Source organism: Nigerium sp., assembly GCF_039811905.1.
Lineage (GTDB): Bacteria > Actinomycetota > Actinomycetes > Propionibacteriales > Propionibacteriaceae > Propioniciclava.
This window is the reverse complement of record NZ_JBDHZL010000060.1, coordinates 1-16,036: the sequence shown is the minus strand read 5'-3', so window position 1 is coordinate 16,036 and position 16,036 is coordinate 1. Positions and strand designations below refer to the sequence as shown.

The 16,036-nt window shown below is 69.3% G+C and carries 10 protein-coding genes and 1 pseudogene; 1 reads left to right on the top strand and 10 read right to left on the bottom strand.

The genetic code is table 11. The annotated features are described in order from the left end of the window. Positions 1-248 precede the first annotated feature (248 nt). Positions 249-830 carry a hypothetical protein gene (locus WMJ97_RS10385; protein ID WP_347348916.1) on the top strand — a complete coding sequence of 194 codons (582 nt, stop codon included), beginning with the start codon at positions 249-251 and terminating at the stop codon, positions 828-830. A gap of 63 nt (positions 831-893) precedes the next feature. On the opposite strand, the gene WMJ97_RS10380 is transcribed toward WMJ97_RS10385, so the two are convergent. From WMJ97_RS10380 to WMJ97_RS10335, 10 genes and pseudogenes are all read right to left on the bottom strand, one after another. After that, entirely contained in the window at positions 894-2,996 is a 2,103-nt protein-coding gene (locus tag WMJ97_RS10380; protein WP_347348915.1) for an alpha/beta fold hydrolase, read from the bottom strand. 43 nt (positions 2,997-3,039) lie between these two features. Next, positions 3,040-3,798, bottom strand: coding sequence for an SDR family NAD(P)-dependent oxidoreductase (locus WMJ97_RS10375; RefSeq protein ID WP_347348914.1), 759 nt, complete (start codon positions 3,796-3,798; stop codon positions 3,040-3,042). A 13-nt stretch (positions 3,799-3,811) separates the two neighbouring features. Then, the gene (gltX, locus tag WMJ97_RS10370; protein WP_347348913.1) at positions 3,812-5,281 is read right to left on the bottom strand and encodes a glutamate--tRNA ligase; all 1,470 of its coding nucleotides are present in this window, start codon (positions 5,279-5,281) and stop codon (positions 3,812-3,814) included. A 63-nt stretch (positions 5,282-5,344) separates the two neighbouring features. Further along, positions 5,345-5,857 carry a flavin reductase family protein gene (locus tag WMJ97_RS10365; protein WP_347348918.1) on the bottom strand — a complete coding sequence of 171 codons (513 nt, stop codon included), beginning with the start codon at positions 5,855-5,857 and terminating at the stop codon, positions 5,345-5,347. Positions 5,858-5,944: 87 nt separating this feature from the next. Further along, on the bottom strand, positions 5,945-7,138 hold the full coding sequence (gene tuf, locus WMJ97_RS10360) for an elongation factor Tu (RefSeq protein ID WP_347348912.1): 1,194 nt from the start codon (positions 7,136-7,138) through the stop codon (positions 5,945-5,947). A gap of 173 nt (positions 7,139-7,311) precedes the next feature. Beyond that, positions 7,312-9,414 (bottom strand): elongation factor G, encoded by a 2,103-nt coding sequence (gene fusA, locus WMJ97_RS10355; protein WP_347348917.1) that lies wholly within the window; start codon positions 9,412-9,414, stop codon positions 7,312-7,314. Positions 9,415-9,519: 105 nt separating this feature from the next. Continuing rightward, positions 9,520-9,990 (bottom strand): 30S ribosomal protein S7, encoded by a 471-nt coding sequence (gene rpsG / locus WMJ97_RS10350; RefSeq protein ID WP_347348911.1) that lies wholly within the window; start codon positions 9,988-9,990, stop codon positions 9,520-9,522. After that, complete coding sequence (gene rpsL, locus WMJ97_RS10345; RefSeq protein WP_040157907.1) at positions 9,990-10,361, bottom strand: 30S ribosomal protein S12; 372 nt, start codon at positions 10,359-10,361, stop codon at positions 9,990-9,992. The genes rpsG and rpsL overlap by 1 nt, the downstream gene beginning before the upstream one ends. A 441-nt stretch (positions 10,362-10,802) precedes the next feature. Further along, complete coding sequence (locus WMJ97_RS10340) at positions 10,803-14,684, bottom strand: DNA-directed RNA polymerase subunit beta' (protein WP_347348910.1); 3,882 nt, start codon at positions 14,682-14,684, stop codon at positions 10,803-10,805. 134 nt (positions 14,685-14,818) lie between these two features. Then, a pseudogene (locus WMJ97_RS10335) lies at positions 14,819-16,036 on the bottom strand (DNA-directed RNA polymerase subunit beta); the annotation flags it as partial.

Sequence of the window (16,036 nt, the reverse complement as noted above, 5' to 3'; positions counted from 1 at the left end):
TCCGGAATCCCGCCGCACGGGTCCATCGGTACGCCCGGAGGACTACCGCTGACGAGCCCCGACGGTGAATACTGACAGCGATGCCATGCTTCCGACGCCGACTGGGGGATTCAATGCCGTCTTCTCGCCACTTCGTTCGCCTGACCGCCGCGAGCGTCGCCGTCGCCGCCGTGTTGTCCGGGTGCACCATCGGGTCACCGTCACGGTCGGCCACGCCGTTGCCCTCGGAGCCGGTCCCCACGGACACGTTGGCGCCCGAGCCGACCGAGGCCCCGACCGACAGCGCCTCCCCCGACCCCTCGGCGACGCTCAGCGACTCCGCCTCGCCGGATCCGTCGGCGACCCCCACCGATTCCGCCGGCCCCGACGCCACCCCGCAGCCGTCCGGAGCGCCCGGCACGCCCGGGCTCATCTCGGTGGACGCCGGTCAGCAGACCCAGTTGACGATGGCCAACGCGTTCCGCAGCGACGGCTGGACCGAGGGCTCTTACCAGACGCCGGGCGCGACCGCCCCGGTGCAGGCGCTCGGCGCAGTCGTGAACTGCAACCAGGGCACCGCCGAGCTCGAGTACCGCTTCTCCACCTCGCGAGGGCAGGCCAAGGTGACCGTCGCCCAGGACGCGCTGAGCGACTCCAGCGACAACACGCTCGAGTTCCTGCTCGTCGCCGACGGCAAGCAGGTGGCGTCCAAGACCGTGACGTTCAAGCAGACCGCCGAACTGGCGGCCTCCGTGAACGGCGTGACCGCGCTGAAGGTCGTCGCGCGCACCAAGGGCGCGTGCACGAACTCGTCCACCGCCCTCATCACGAAGGCGTTCATTCAGGGCTGAGTTCGCGCCGATCGTCTCGCTTCACCGGCAGCGCCGGGACGCCTCGGGCGCCCGGCGCTGCTGTCACGCTGGGCCGCCGGCGTCCGGTTCGACCGGCGTGAGCCCGAGGACGTCGGGCTGGGCGCGGCTCTCCCCCAGCACCGTGCGCGCCAGGAAGCTGAGCACGACCTCGTACCAGACCACCGCGTGCTGCGGCGACAGCACCCAGTGGTTCTCGTGCGGGAAGTACAAGAACTCGTGCTCGCTCTCCCCGTTCTCGAACGCGGGCCGCCCCGACGCGCTCAGCAGGTCGTACCACAGCCGAAGCCCCTCCGAGATCGGGACGCGATAGTCGCGGTCTCCGTGGATCACCAGCATCGGCGTCACGATGTCGCGCACGAACTGGTGCGGGGAGTTCTCCTCCACCATCTCGGGCGTCATCTCGTGGGCCCACTGGTCGGCCCGATCGGTCGTCTTGCCGAAGCCGCCGAGCTCCCACAACGAGGCGTGCGTGACGATGCCGTCGAACCGGTCGGTGTGGCCCGCGATCCAGTTCGCCATGTACCCGCCGAACGAGCCGCCCATCGCGGCGGTGCGGTGTGCGTCGACGTCGTCGCGACCCTCCGCGACGTCGGTGATCGCCATGAGGTCGTCGTAGGGCTCGAACCCCCACCTGCCCCAGCCTCGCTGGACGAAGTCGTGGCCGTACCCCGTCGACAAGGCCGGGTCGGGTAGCAGGACCGCGTACCCCTGCGCGACGAGCAGCCACGGGCACCAGCGCCAGCTCCAGGCGTTCCACGAGTTCAGGGGGCCGCCGTGCACCCAGAGCACGAGCGGCGCCGGATGCTGCGGCGAGGCGTCCCGCGGCAGGCACAGCCAGCCGCGCACCCGGACGCCGTCGGCACGGGTCGCCTCCACCTCGGTCAGGGTGCCGGGCAGCTCGGGACGCTCGGCGGGGTTCTTCAGGAGCTCGACGGACGCCGACCCCGGCTCGAACCCGGCGGCGTCGGTACCCGCCAACGCCACCCGGACGGCCGCGGGCGGCTCCACGTAGCTCGAACGCACCGCGTACGCCCAGGCCCCGTCGGGGCTCACCGTGAGATCGCTGAACGCCCCCTGCCCGGTGAGCCGGACGGGATCCCCGCCGTCGAGCGGGACCCGGAACACGGGCGCGTGGCCCCGCTCGTCGGTCGTCATCAGGAGGCCCGAGCCGTCCGGCAGCCACCGCAGCGGCCCCGGCCAGCCGTCCCACCCGGTGATCAACCGGACGTCGCCCCCACCGTCGGAGGTCATCACGTGCAACTCGGGCTGCGGGATGCGGGCGGGCGTCGGCTGATCCTCCAGCCGGTAGGCGACGCGGCCGTCGGGCCCGATCGCCGGTGCGGACGCCTCGACCCCGCGCTGGCCGGCGACGACGATGCGGTGCCCCGACGCCACGTCGATCCGCACCAGCGCGGTGCGGACCTGCGCCAGCGCCTCGGCGACGTTCCATTCGGCGATGACGAACCGTCCCTCGGGGTCGAGGTCGAACGACGACTCGACGAGCGCCGCGCCCGCGTCGGGCGTCAGGTCGCGCAGCGTCAGCCGCGGCTCCGCCTGCCCGGCGCCCGCGGGTGTCAGCGCGCTCAGCGAGGCGGCGAACAGGTGCGGGGTGCCGGGGCCGAGATCGTGATCCCAGAACCGCACCGGGTAGCCCGTGTGGCGGATCGCATCCACCTTTTTCGACGAGCGCAGCGCGCGAGCCGCCGCATCGTGGGCCAGGCTCGTCGAGCCCGGCAGCAGCGCGGCGGTCACGACGAGCGTGTCACCCTGGACGCGCACCTGCCCGAACCCGCCGGGATGCGTGGCGACGATCCTCGGCTCTCCCCCGGAGCTCGGCAGCAGCCAGAGCGCGGCGGGCGCGTCATCGTCCGCCTCCTCCTGCGGCCGCTTGGCCAGAAACAGCAGATCCCCGGTTGGCGTGAAGGCGGCCGTGGCTTCACCTTTCGCGCCTCGGGTCAGCCGCACCGCCGGACGCTCACCCGCCGGGTCGAGGCGCCACAGGCCGGTCACCCACGCCGTCTCGTCGCGGTCGAGCACCCCCACGCCAGCGACCAGTTGCTCGCCGTCGGGCGACGCGTGCAGCGAGCCCAGCCGGGGCAGGGCGATGAAGTCGTGAAGGTCGTCGAACGGCGTCGTCTCGGGCATGCGACCCTTCCTACCACGGCCCGCCGACAGACTTCGGCGCGCCCTACCGGGGCATCCGCCGCCACACCGGGCGCGGCACGGCGCGCGCCACGCCGAACATCGGCCGTAGCTGCCACGGGATCCACAGCTCGGGCGCCCCGCCCTGCCTGATCCTCCGGACGACCGCGTCGGCCACCTGAGCCGGCGTCGATGAGAACACCGCCGGTTTCATCCCGGCCGTCATCCTGCCCTTCACGAACCCCGGCCGCGCGACGACGAGGTCGACGCCGCTGCCGTGCAACGCGTCCGCCAGGCCGTTCGCGAAGCCGTCGAGCCCGGCCTTGGCCGAGCCGTAGACGTAGTTCAGCCGGCGCACCCGCTGGCCCGCGACCGACGAGAACGCGACGAGCGTGCCGGACGCCCGCTGCCGCATCCGCGCCGCCAGCACCGTCAGCAGGGACGCCTGCGCCACGAAATCGGTGTGCAGGATCCGGACGACCTCGGCGGCGTCCCGCTCCGCGAGCTCCTGGTCGCCCAGGACGCCGAAGGCGAGCACGGCCACGCCGATGAGCCCGGACGCCTCGATGCCCGCGACCACGCCCTCCTGCGACGCGGTGTCGTCGGCGTCGAAATCCACGACCTCCACCGCGGACGCCCCGGCCGCGAGCACCGCCGCCCGCGCGCCCGCGGCGTCCGACCCGGGCCGCACCGCGAGGACGACCCGGCGTCCGGACGCCAACCGGCGCGCGACCTCCACGCCGATTTCGCTCCGGCCGCCGAAGACCGCGATCGCGCCCTCCGGCACCCCCGCGCCCCCGCTCACCGCGACGCTCCGCTCACAGCGACGCCCGCAGGGCGCGCAGGCGCGTCAGGCTCGACTCGCGACCCAGCAGCTCCATCGACTCGAACAGCGGCGGCGACACCCGCGACCCGGTGACGCCCACGCGCACCGGCGCGAACGCGAGCCGCGGCTTCACGCCGAGCCCCTCCACGAGCGAGGCGCGCAGCGTGGCCTCGATGGTCTCGCGCGACCACGGCTCGACGTCCGCCAGCGCGGCGATCGCCGCGTCCAGCACCCCGGACGCCTCCGGCTTCAGTTGGGCCCGCGCGTCGTCGGCGACGACGAGGTCGGCGTCCGGGGTGAAGAGGAAGGCCAGCTTGGGCAGCGCCTCGCTGAGCAGGCCGAGGCGCTCCTGGATCAACGGGGTCGCCGCGGTCAGCAGCGCGACGTCGCCGGCGTCCGGGTCGGCCCATTCCCCGGTGAAGCGCAGGTGCGTGACGATCCGCTCCGCGAGCTCGGCGGGAGTCAGCGCCCGGATGTAGTGGCCGTTCAGCCAGTTCAGCTTGTCGAGGTCGAAGACCGGGCCGACGGTGTTCACGCGCGCCCAGTCGAAGTGGGCGATGAACTCGTCCAACGTCGCGATCTCGCTGGCGTCGTCGGCGGGCGGGTAGCCCAGCAGCTGCAGGAAATTCACGAGCGCCTCGGGCAGATACCCCTGCTCCCGGAACCACAGCAGCCTCGCCGCGGGATTCTTGCGCTTGGAGATCTTGCTCTTGTCGGTGTTTCGCAGCAGCGGCATGTGCGCGAACCGCGGCTCGGCGAACCCGAGCCAGCGGTACAGCAGCAGGTGCTTCGGGGTCGAGCTGATCCACTCCTCCCCGCGCACCACGTGCGTGATCCCCATCAGGTGGTCGTCGACCACGACCGCGAGGTGGTAGGTCGGGAAGCCGTCGGCCTTCAGAATCACCTGGTCGTCGGGCCGCGGCGCGCTCACCGGGCCCCGCACCAGGTCGTCGAAGTGCAGCGGCACGTCGTCGGGGATCAGCATCCGCACCACCGGGGTCTCCGTGAAGCCCGGCAGCTTCGCGCGCTCCTCGCGGGTCATGCCGTAGCAGAGCCGGTCGTACCCCGTCACCGACTGCTTGGACGCCTGCTGCTCCGCGCGCATCTGCGCCAGCCGTTCCGCGCTGCACCAGCAGCGGTAGGCGTGCCCCTCCTCCAGCAGGCGATCGACGTAGGGCCGGTAGGTGTCGAGCCGCTCCGACTGCCGGTAGGGCGCGTACGGTCCGCCGACGTCGGGCCCCTCGTCCCAGGGCAGCCCCGCCCACCGGAGCGAGTCGAAGATCTGCTGCTCGGAGTCCGCCACGTAGCGGGCACGGTCGGTGTCTTCGATACGCAGCACGAACCGCCCGCCGTTCTTGCGCGCGAAGGCGAGGTTGAACAGGGCCATATAAGCGGTGCCCACGTGCGGATCGCCCGTCGGGGAAGGAGCGATGCGCACCCGGGGGGAAGAAGTCTCAGTCACAGCGGGTCAGTCTAGCCGGAGGCCACGCGGCGCCCAGGACCGGTGTCGGCCCCCCCGCGACCGCTAGTCGGGGCCCACCGCCCGGTACCGGCCGCGGATGTGCGCGAGGACGTCGGCGTCCCCCACCGCCACCTCGGCGATCACGCCGCGCACGAGCGCCGACCAACCGACCTCCTCGATCGACTCCACCTCGGCGCCCACCCAGCTCTCGGACGCCGCCGGCCGCGGCCCCCACGGCGTCGGTTCGAAGGACGCCTGCGCGAACGGCCCGCCCGGGGCCGGGTCGGTGCCGTTGAAGGCGTCCGCGAGCCGCCGGGACTCGGGCCCGAGCACGCTCACCGTGAATCGTCCGGACGCCGCGAGCGCGTCGGCGAGATCGCTGTCGGGGTCGATGAGGCCGAGCACCCGCGCGGGCTCCCCCGCCGCGACCAGCACCGAGCTCACGGTGAGCCCGGCCGGACGCCGGCGTCCCTCGGCGCACCACAGCGTCACCGGGGCGACCAGGCGTCCGCGGAAGCGGCGGGCTGCGTCCCGCTGCTCGGGCGGGACCGCGAACGGGTGTTCGGAGTGAATCATCACCCCGCGAGCCTAGCCGGACGGCGTCCGGGCACAGCGAAGGGCCCCCACCGAGGTGGGGGCCCTTCGTAGGCTGTGCGCCTCAGATCACTTGATGATCTTCGTCACGTTGCCGGCGCCGACGGTGCGGCCGCCCTCGCGGATCGCGAACTTGAGGTTGTCCTCCATCGCGATCGGCTTGTTGAGGTGGACCGTCATCGAGGTGTTGTCGCCAGGCATGACCATCTCGGTGCCCTCCGGCAGCTGAACCACACCGGTCACGTCGGTGGTGCGGAAGTAGAACTGCGGGGAGTAGTTGCTGAAGAACGGCTTGTGACGGCCGCCCTCCTCCTTGGTCAGGACGTAGACGTTGCCCTCGAAGTCGGTGTGCGGCGTGACCGAACCCGGCTTGCAGATGACCATGCCGCGCTCGACATCGTCCTTCTTCGTGCCACGGAGCAGCAGGCCGACGTTCTCGCCCGCGCGACCCTCGTCGAGGATCTTGCGGAACATCTCGACGCCCGTGATGGTCGTCGACTGCTTCGCCTCGTGAATGCCGATGATGTCGACCGTCTCGCCCGTCTTGACGATGCCGCGCTCGATACGACCGGTGACGACCGTGCCACGACCGGTGATCGTGAAGACATCCTCCACCGGCATCAGGAACGGCTTGTCGGTGTCGCGCTCAGGCTGCGGGATGTAGTCGTCGACCTCGTTCATGAGCTCGAGGATCGACTCGGTCCACTTCGGGTCGCCGTTCATCGCCGGGAACGCCGCGACGCGCACGATCGGCAGGTTGTCGCCGTCGAACTCCTGCGAGCTGAGCAGCTCGCGCATCTCCATCTCGACGAGCTCGATGAGCTCCTCGTCGTCGACCATGTCGCACTTGTTCAGCGCGACGACGATCGCGGGGACGCCGACCTGGCGGGCCAGCAGGATGTGCTCACGGGTCTGCGCCATCGGGCCGTCCGTCGCCGCGACGACGAGGATCGCGCCGTCCATCTGGGCGGCACCCGTGATCATGTTCTTCACGTAGTCGGCGTGCCCGGGGCAGTCGACGTGCGCGTAGTGACGCTTCTCGGTCTGGTACTCGACGTGCGCGATCGAGATCGTGATGCCGCGCTGACGCTCCTCGGGGGCCTTGTCGATCTGATCGAAGGCCGAGACGGCGTTCAGCTCGGGGTACTTGTCATGGAGCACCTTCGTAATCGCCGCGGTGAGCGTGGTCTTGCCGTGGTCGACGTGCCCGATGGTGCCGATGTTTACGTGCGGCTTGGTCCGCTCAAACTTGGCCTTTGCCACTGGGGCTCCTCTTTCCTTCTCGCCGCTGGGACAGCGACGCATTTGTATGTTGAACTAACTGACTGAAGGCTCGGTCGCGCGAGCGCGTACCCGGCCAAGTCTTGTCTACCGCACGCGGTTGCGTCAAACTGAGCCACCGCGTGCGGAGAGCGATCATGCGATCGGCGTCGCGATCATTCGCCGCCGCCGCGACCCTTCTCCCGGATCTCCTCCGCCAGGGAGTTGGGCACCTCGCCGTAGGAGTCGAACTCCATCGAGTACGACGCCTGCCCGGACGTCTTCGACCGAAGGTCGCCGACGTAGCCGAACATCTCCGACAGCGGGACGAGCGCGTGCACGACCTGGTTGCCGTGCTGCTCCTCCATGCCCTGCACCTGGCCGCGGCGGGAGTTGATGTCGCCGATCACGGTGCCCAGGAAGTCCTCGGGCGTGGTGACCTCGACGGCCATCAGGGGCTCAAGCAGCGCCGGGTCGGCCTTGCGGGACGCCTCCTTGAACACCATCGAGCCGGCGATCTTGAACGCGAGTTCGCTGGAGTCCACGTCGTGGTAGGCGCCGTCGAGCAGCGTCACCTTGATGTCCTCCACCGGGTAGCCGGCCAGCGGACCGAAGGCCATGGCCTCCTGGATGCCCTGGTCGACCGACGGGATGTACTCGCGCGGGATGCGGCCGCCGGTGACGGCGTTCACGAACTCGTAGCCCTTGCCGGCTTCCTGCGGCTCGAGCGCGATGATGACCTTCGCGTACTGGCCGGAACCGCCCGACTGCTTCTTGTGCGTGTACTCCGCCTTCTCCACCGGACGCCGCAGCGTCTCGCGGTAGGCGACCTGCGGCCGTCCGATGTTCGCCTCGACATGGAACTCGCGCTTCATGCGGTCGATCAGCACCTCGAGGTGCAGCTCGCCCATGCCGGCGATGATCGTCTGGCCCGTCTCCTCGTCCGTGTGGACGCGGAACGTCGGGTCCTCCTCCGCCAGCCGCTGGATGGCGTTGGAGAGCTTCTCCTGGTCGGACTTCGTCTTCGGCTCGATCGCCTGCTCGATGACCGGGTTCGGGAACTCCATCGACTCCAGCACGATCGGGTGCTGCGGGTCGCAGAGCGTCTCGCCGGTCGTCGTGTCCTTCAGGCCCATGACCGCGCAGATCATGCCGGCGCCGATCGACTCGATCTCCTGCCGCTTGTTGGCGTGCATCTGGTAGATCTTGCCGATCCGCTCCTTGCGGCCCTTCGTGGCGTTCAGCACCTGCTGGCCCGCCTTCAGGACGCCGGAGTAGATGCGCACGTAGGTCAGGCGGCCCAGGTGCGGGTCGGCGGCGACCTTGAACGCCAGGATGCTCAGCGGCTCTTCGGAGGACGCCGCACGCTTCTCGACGATCTCCTCGTTGCCGGGCTTGAAGCCCTCGACCGGCGGGATGTCCATCGGGGACGGCAGGTAGTCGATCACGGCGTCCAGCATCGGCTGCACGCCCTTGTTCTTGAACGACGTGCCGCACACCACGGCGGTGATCTTGTTGGCCAGCACGGCGCGACGAATCGCGGCCTTGATGGACTCGACCGAGAGGTCCTCGCCCGAATCCTCCGCCAGCAGCCACTCCTCGCCGAACTCGTCGTCGTTGTCTGCGAGAACCTGGATGAGCTCCTCGCGGGCCTCGGCCGCGGCGTCCGCCAGATCGGCCGGGATCTCCTCGACCGTGTAGTCCTCACCGATCTTCGTCTCGCCGTGCCACATGAGCGCGCGCATCTGCACCAGGTCGACGACGCCGGTGAAGTTCGCCTCGGCGCCGACGGGCAACTGCAGGACGGCCGCGGTGGCGTTGAGACGCTCGCGGATCGTCTTCACGCAGTAGTCGAAGGACGCGCCCGTGCGGTCGAGCTTGTTGATGTAGCAGATGCGCGGGACGCCGTAGCGCGTCGCCTGCCGCCACACGGTCTGGCTCTGCGGCTCCACGCCCGCGACCCCGTCGAACACCGCGACCGCGCCGTCGAGCACGCGCAGCGAGCGCTCCACCTCGACGGTGAAGTCGACGTGCCCCGGGGTGTCGATGATGTTGATCTGGTGGTCTTTCCAGTACGTGGTCGTCGCGGCCGACGTGATCGTGATGCCGCGCTCCTGCTCCTGCTCCATCCAGTCCATCGTCGCGGCGCCGTCATGCACCTCGCCGATCTTGTAGTTGATGCCGGTGTAGAACAGGATGCGCTCGGTGGTGGTGGTCTTGCCCGCGTCGATGTGCGCCATGATCCCGATGTTGCGGACCTTGGCCAGGTCGATCTTCATGTCAATGGCCACGGGTTGTCTCCCTTGAGTTTGTCATTCGTTCGTATTCGACGTGGGCGGCACGAAGCTCTCCCCCGCTGACGCGAGGGAGAGCTCGGTCAGTGATCACCAGCGGTAGTGAGCGAAGGCGCGGTTCGCCTCGGCCATCTTGTGGGTGTCTTCGCGCTTCTTCACGCTCGCGCCGAGACCGTTGCTCGCGTCGAGGATCTCGTTCATGAGCCGCTCGGTCATGGTCTTCTCGCGGCGGGCGCGGGAGTAGCCGACCAGCCAACGCATCGCCAGCGTGGTGGAGCGGGTGGGCTTCACCTCGACGGGCACCTGGTACGTCGCGCCGCCGACGCGGCGGCTCTTCACCTCGACCGCGGGGCGGATGTTGTCCAGCGCCTTCTTGAAGGTCTGCACCGGGTCAACGCCGGTCTTGGCCCGGGTGCCCTCCAGCGCGCCGTAGACGATGTTCTGAGCGGTGGTCTTCTTCCCGTCGAGCAGGATCTTGCTCACCAGCTGGGAAACCAGCGGCGAACCGTAGACCGGATCGACGACGATCGGCCGCTTCGGGGCCGGACCCTTGCGAGGCATTACTTCTCCTTCTTCGCGCCGTAGCGGCTGCGAGCCTGCTTGCGGTTCTTCACGCCCTGGGTGTCGAGCGACCCGCGGATGATCTTGTACCGGACGCCAGGAAGGTCCTTCACACGGCCGCCACGCACCAGAACCATCGAGTGCTCCTGGAGGTTGTGCCCCACACCGGGGATGTACGCGGTGACCTCGATGCCCGACGACAGCCGGACGCGCGCAACCTTGCGCAGCGCGGAGTTCGGCTTCTTCGGCGTCGTGGTGTACACGCGCGTGCACACGCCGCGGCGCTGGGGCGAGCCCTTGAGCGCGGGCGTCTTGTTCTTGCTGACCTTGTCAGTGCGGCCCTTGCGGACCAACTGCTGGATTGTAGGCACCGGCTGGTATCTCTTTCGTCGTGGTTCTGCGGGACGCCGCACGGGCGCCAGTCTGGGGTGCACATCTCCGGGGAGAGGGCGCGTGGGCGGCCCTCACGTCTGCCGGAGTTGCGCTCGTGTGCCTACCCGCTGGCGTCGACCTGCGCCGCCGCGGCAAGCACGGTTGGTTCGGTTTGCCCGAACACAACGAACAAGACTAGTGGTTAGGCCCAAACCGGTCAAAACCTTGCCCACGAGGGCTCGGGTTGGCGGTCGGTCCATTACTAGCCGGGGATCGTCGTCGAGCAGTCTACCGCGTCGTCACCGATGGTCCGAACCGGACGCCGCCGGCGTCCGGGCACAGGGACGCCGTAGGCGTCCGATCGCCCGCTTTCGGGCACCGACGCCGACGGGCCCTCCCCCGCGAGGGGAAGGGCCCGTCGAGCAGGCGCCGGACTGACGTCAGCGCAGGTCGCCGATGTCGAAGTCGTCGAGCGGACCCGAGGTGGTCGTGCCGGCGATGTCGTAGTCGTACGGGTCGTACGACAGGTCGTACGCCGCAGCACGCGCCTCGGCGGTCGGCTCCACCCGGATGTTGCGGTACCGCTCGAGGCCGGTACCCGCCGGGATCAGCTTGCCGAGGATCACGTTCTCCTTGAGGCCGACCAGCGAGTCCGACTTGGCGTGGATCGCCGCATCGGTCAGCACCTTCGTCGTCTCCTGGAAGGACGCCGCCGACAGCCACGACTCGGTCGCCAGGGACGCCTTCGTGATGCCCATGAGCACCGGACGGCCCTGCGCCGGGGCGTGGCCCTCGGTGACCGCCCGCCGGTTCTCCGACTCGAACAGCGCCCGGTCGACCAGGTCGCCCGGCAGGATCGTCGTATCGCCCGACTCGATGACGGTGATACGCCGCAGCATCTGCCGGATGATGATCTCGATGTGCTTGTCGTGGATCGGGGCGCCCTGCGTCCGGTACACGGCCTGCACCTCCTCGACCAGGTGCTCCTGCACGCGCCGCAGCCCGTTGACGCGCAGGATGTCCTGCGGGTCGAGCATGCCGGCGTACAGCTGCTCCCCGGCGACCACGTGCACGCCGTCGGCGATCGAGTGGCGGACCATCTTGGCGTCCTCCCACTCCAGGCGCACGCGCCGCGGGAGCGGGTACTCCAGGTCCTCCTCGCCGTCGTCGCGGGTGATGATCAGCTTGCGAAGCCGCTCACCCTCCTCGATGTGGACGCGCCCGGCGGCCTCGGCGATCGGAGCCTTGCCCTTCGGCGTCCGGGCCTCGAACAGCTCGACCACGCGGGGCAGGCCCTGCGTGATGTCGTCGCCCGCCACACCGCCGGTGTGGAAGGTACGCATCGTCAGCTGCGTGCCCGGCTCGCCGATGGACTGCGCCGCGACGATGCCGACCGCCTCGCCGACGTCCACGAGCTTGCCCGTGGCCAGCGACCGGCCGTAGCACATCGCGCAGGTGCCCAGCGCCGACTCGCACGTGAGGACGGAGCGCACCTTCACCTCGGTGATCCCGGCCTCGACGAGCTTGCGGATCACCACGTCGCCCAGGTCGATGCCCGCCTCGGCGAGCACGGTGCCGTCGGCGTCCGTGATGTCGGTGGCCAGCGTGCGGGCGTAGACCGCGGTCTCGACGTCGCGAGCGACAATAGGGTTGCCGTCGCGCCCCGTGGCCGCGATCACCTTCGTGAGGCCGCGGTCGGTGCCGCAGTCCTCCTCGCGGATGATCACGTCCTGCGACACGTCGACCAGACGGCGGGTCAGGTAGCCCGAGTCGGCCGTCCGCAGCGCGGTGTCGGCCTGGCCCTTACGGCCACCGTGCGTGGAGATGAAGTACTCCAGCACCGACAGGCCCTCGCGGAAGTTCGACTTGATCGGACGCGCGATGATCTCGCCCTTCGGGTTGGCCACCAGGCCACGCATGGCCGCGATCTGACGCATCTGCGTCATGTTTCCTCGCGCACCCGAGTGCACCATCATGAAGATCGGGTTGTCGGAGGTGAAGTTCGCCTCCATCGCAGCCGTCAGCTCGTTCGTGGCGTCGGTCCACAACTGGACGAGCTCCTGCTGGCGCTCCTCCTCCGTGACCTTGCCTCGCTCGAACTGCTTCGTGATCTTCGCGGCCCGCGCGTCGTAGCTCGCCAGGATCTCCGGCTTGCTCGGCGGCGTCTGCACATCGTCGATCGAGACCGTGACGCCCGAACGGGTCGCCCACTTGAAGCCGATGTCCTTCAGCCGGTCGAGCGTGCGCGCGACCGTGACCTTCGGGTACCGCTCGGCCAGCTCGTTGACGACCTGGCCCAGCTTCTTCTTGCCGACCTCCACGTTCACGAACGGGAAGTCGCTCGGCAGGGCCTCGTTGAACAGCGCACGGCCGAGCGTGGTCTCCAGCACGAACGAGCCGTCGGCCCGGGCCGTCACGCCCTCCGGCGCGATGCGGTCGTAGATCCGCAGCTTGATCTTGCTGCCGATCTTGATCTCACCCGCGTCGAAGGCCATGTAGGCCTCGTTCTTGGACGCGAACGCCCGCCCCTCCCCGATCGCGCCGGGCACGGCGCTGGTCAGGAAGTAGTGGCCGATGATCATGTCCTGGGTCGGCAGGGTGACGGGACGCCCGTCGGCCGGCTTCAGGATGTTGTTCGTGCTCAGCATCAGGATGCGGGCCTCGGCCTGCGCCTCCGCGGACAGCGGCAGGTGCACGGCCATCTGGTCGCCGTCGAAGTCGGCGTTGAACGCCGTGCAGACGAGCGGGTGCAGCTGGATGGCCTTGCCCTCGATCAGCTGGGGCTCGAACGCCTGAATGCCGAGGCGGTGCAGCGTCGGCGCACGGTTCAGCAGGACCGGGTGCTCGGCGATGACCTCCTCCAACACGTCCCACACCACCGGGCGCTGGCGCTCGACCATCCGCTTCGCGCTCTTGATGTTCTGCGCGAGGTTCAGGTCGTCGAGCCGCTTCATGACGAACGGCTTGAACAGCTCCAGCGCCATCGTCTTCGGCAGGCCGCACTGGTGCAACTTGAGCTGCGGGCCCACCACGATGACCGAACGGCCGGAGTAGTCGACGCGCTTGCCCAGCAGGTTCTGACGGAACCGGCCCTGCTTGCCCTTCAGCATGTCCGAGATCGACTTCAGCGGCCGGTTGCCCGGGCCGGTGACCGGACGCCCGCGGCGTCCGTTGTCGAACAGGGAGTCGACGGCCTCCTGCAGCATCCGCTTCTCGTTGTTCACGATGATCTCGGGCGCGCCGAGATCCAGCAGCCGCTTGAGGCGGTTGTTGCGGTTGATGACGCGGCGGTAGAGGTCGTTCAGGTCGGACGTCGCGAAGCGGCCACCGTCGAGCTGCACCATCGGGCGCAGGTCCGGCGGGATGACCGGGACGGCGTCCAGCACCATGCCGATGGGGCTGTTCGTCGTGTTCAGGAACGCGGAGACCACCTTGAGCCGCTTGAGCGCGCGCGTCTTGCGCTGGCCCTTGCCGGTCTGGATGGTCTGACGCAGGTTCTCGGCCTCGGCGTCCAAGTCGAAGTCGGCGAGGCGACGCTTGATCGCCTCGGCGCCCATGAACCCCTCGAAGTACTTGCCGAAGCGGTTCTTCATCTCGCGGTAGAGGATCTCGTCGCCCTCGAGGTCCTGCACCTTGAGGGTGCGGAACCGCTGCCAGACGGCGTCCAACCGATCGAGGTCGCGCTGCGCGCGGTCGCGAATGTGCTTGACCTCGCGCTCGCCGCCGTCGCGGACCTTCTTCTTCACATCGGCCTTCGCCCCGTCCTTCTCGAGCTCGGCCAGGTCCTCCTCGATCTTGCGCATGCGCGTCTCGATGTCGGCGTCGCGCCGCGCCTCGAGCTGCTTGCGCTCCACCTCGACCTTGCCCTCGAGGGAGGGAAGATCGCGATGGCGGGCGTCCTCGTCGACCGAGGTGATCATGTAGGCCGCGAAGTAGATGACCTTCTCGAGATCCTTCGGCGCGACGTCCAGCAGGTAGCCGAGCCGGCTCGGGACGCCCTTGAAGTACCAGATGTGGGTCACGGGGGCCGCGAGCTCGATGTGGCCCATGCGCTCGCGGCGCACGTTGCTCCGGGTCACCTCGACGCCGCAGCGCTCGCAGATGATGCCCTTGAAGCGGACGCGCTTGTACTTACCGCAGTAGCACTCCCAGTCGCGGGTCGGGCCGAAGATCTTCTCGCAGAAGAGGCCGTCACGCTCGGGCTTCAGGGTGCGGTAGTTGATGGTCTCGGGCTTCTTGACCTCCCCGTGGCTCCACTCGCGGATCTGGTCGGCCGTCGCGAGACCGATGCGCAGCTCGTCGTAGAAGTTGACGTCCAGCACGTTGTATCTGCTTTCTCCTGGTGTTCAGGAAATCTGTAAGGCTTTGCGATCTTCCTTGGACTGACTGCTTCCCGCCCGGGCCGGCCGCGAGGGCCGACCTCGGGAGGGGCAGCCGGGGGCACTGCCCCCGACCGTCAGACTTCGTCCACCGAGCCGAACGAGTCGGCCCCAGGACGGCGGGACAGGTCGATGCCGAACTCCTCGGCGCGATGGAAATCGTCCTCGGAGTCGCGAAGCTCGACCACCTCACCGTCGGAGGACAGCACCTCGACGTTCAGGCAGAGCGACTTCATCTCCTTGACGAGCACCTTGAAGGACTCGGGGATGCCGGGCTCGGGGATGTTCTCGCCCTTGACGATGGCCTCGTACACCTTCACGCGCCCGGGGACGTCGTCGGACTTGATCGTCAGGAGTTCCTGCAGCGCCCAGGCGGCGCCGTAGGCCTCCATCGCCCACACCTCCATCTCGCCGAACCGCTGGCCGCCGAACTGGGCCTTACCGCCCAGCGGCTGCTGCGTGATCATCGAGTACGGGCCGGTGGACCGCGCGTGGATCTTGTCGTCGACGAGGTGGTGCAGCTTCAGCATGTAGACGTACCCGACGCCGACCCGCTCGGGGTACGGCTCACCGGAACGCCCGTCGAACAGCTGCGCCTTGCCGCCGCCGTCGACCAGGTGCAGGCCGTCGCGCTGCGGAAGACCGTGCTCCAGCAGGCCGCCGATCTCGTCCTCGTTCGCGCCGTCGAACACCGGCGTCGCGAGACGCTGTTCGGGGTCGACGTGCGTGAGGCCCAACTCCTGCAGACGCTGCGCCCACGCCTCCTCGACGCCCGAAATGTCCCACCCCGAGTGAGCGATCCAGCCAAGATGCATCTCCAGCACCTGGCCCACGTTCATCCGGCTCGGGACGCCCAGCGGGTTCAAGACGATGTCGACGGGCGTGCCGTCCTCGAGGAACGGCATGTCCTCCACCGGCAGGATCTTGCTGATGACGCCCTTGTTGCCATGGCGTCCGGCCAGCTTGTCGCCGTCGGAGATCTTGCGCTTCTGCGCGACGTACACCCGCACGAGCTGGTTCACGCCGGGCGGGAGCTCGTCGCCCTCGTCGCGGTCGAACACGCGGACGCCGATGACCGTGCCGGACTCGCCGTGCGGCACCTTCATCGAGGTGTCGCGCACCTCGCGCGCCTTCTCGCCGAAGATCGCCCGCAGCAGCCGCTCCTCGGGCGTCAGCTCGGTCTCGCCCTTCGGGGTGACCTTGCCCACGAGGATGTCGCCGGTCCCGACCTCGGCGCCGATGCGGACGATGCCGCGCTCGTCGAGGTCGGCGAGCATGTCGTCGCCGACGTTCGG

Bases quoted from the DNA above. Each gene is read 5' to 3' on its own strand.
- rpsG (WP_347348911.1), bottom strand. From the start codon at position 9,990: ATGCCTCGCAAGGGTCCGGCCCCGAAGCGGCCGATCGTCGTCGATCCG.
- fusA (WP_347348917.1), bottom strand. From the start codon at position 9,414: ATGAAGATCGACCTGGCCAAGGTCCGCAACATCGGGATCATGGCGCAC.
- WMJ97_RS10365 (WP_347348918.1), bottom strand. From the start codon at position 5,857: ATGATTCACTCCGAACACCCGTTCGCGGTCCCGCCCGAGCAGCGGGAC.
- WMJ97_RS10380 (WP_347348915.1), bottom strand. From the start codon at position 2,996: ATGCCCGAGACGACGCCGTTCGACGACCTTCACGACTTCATCGCCCTG.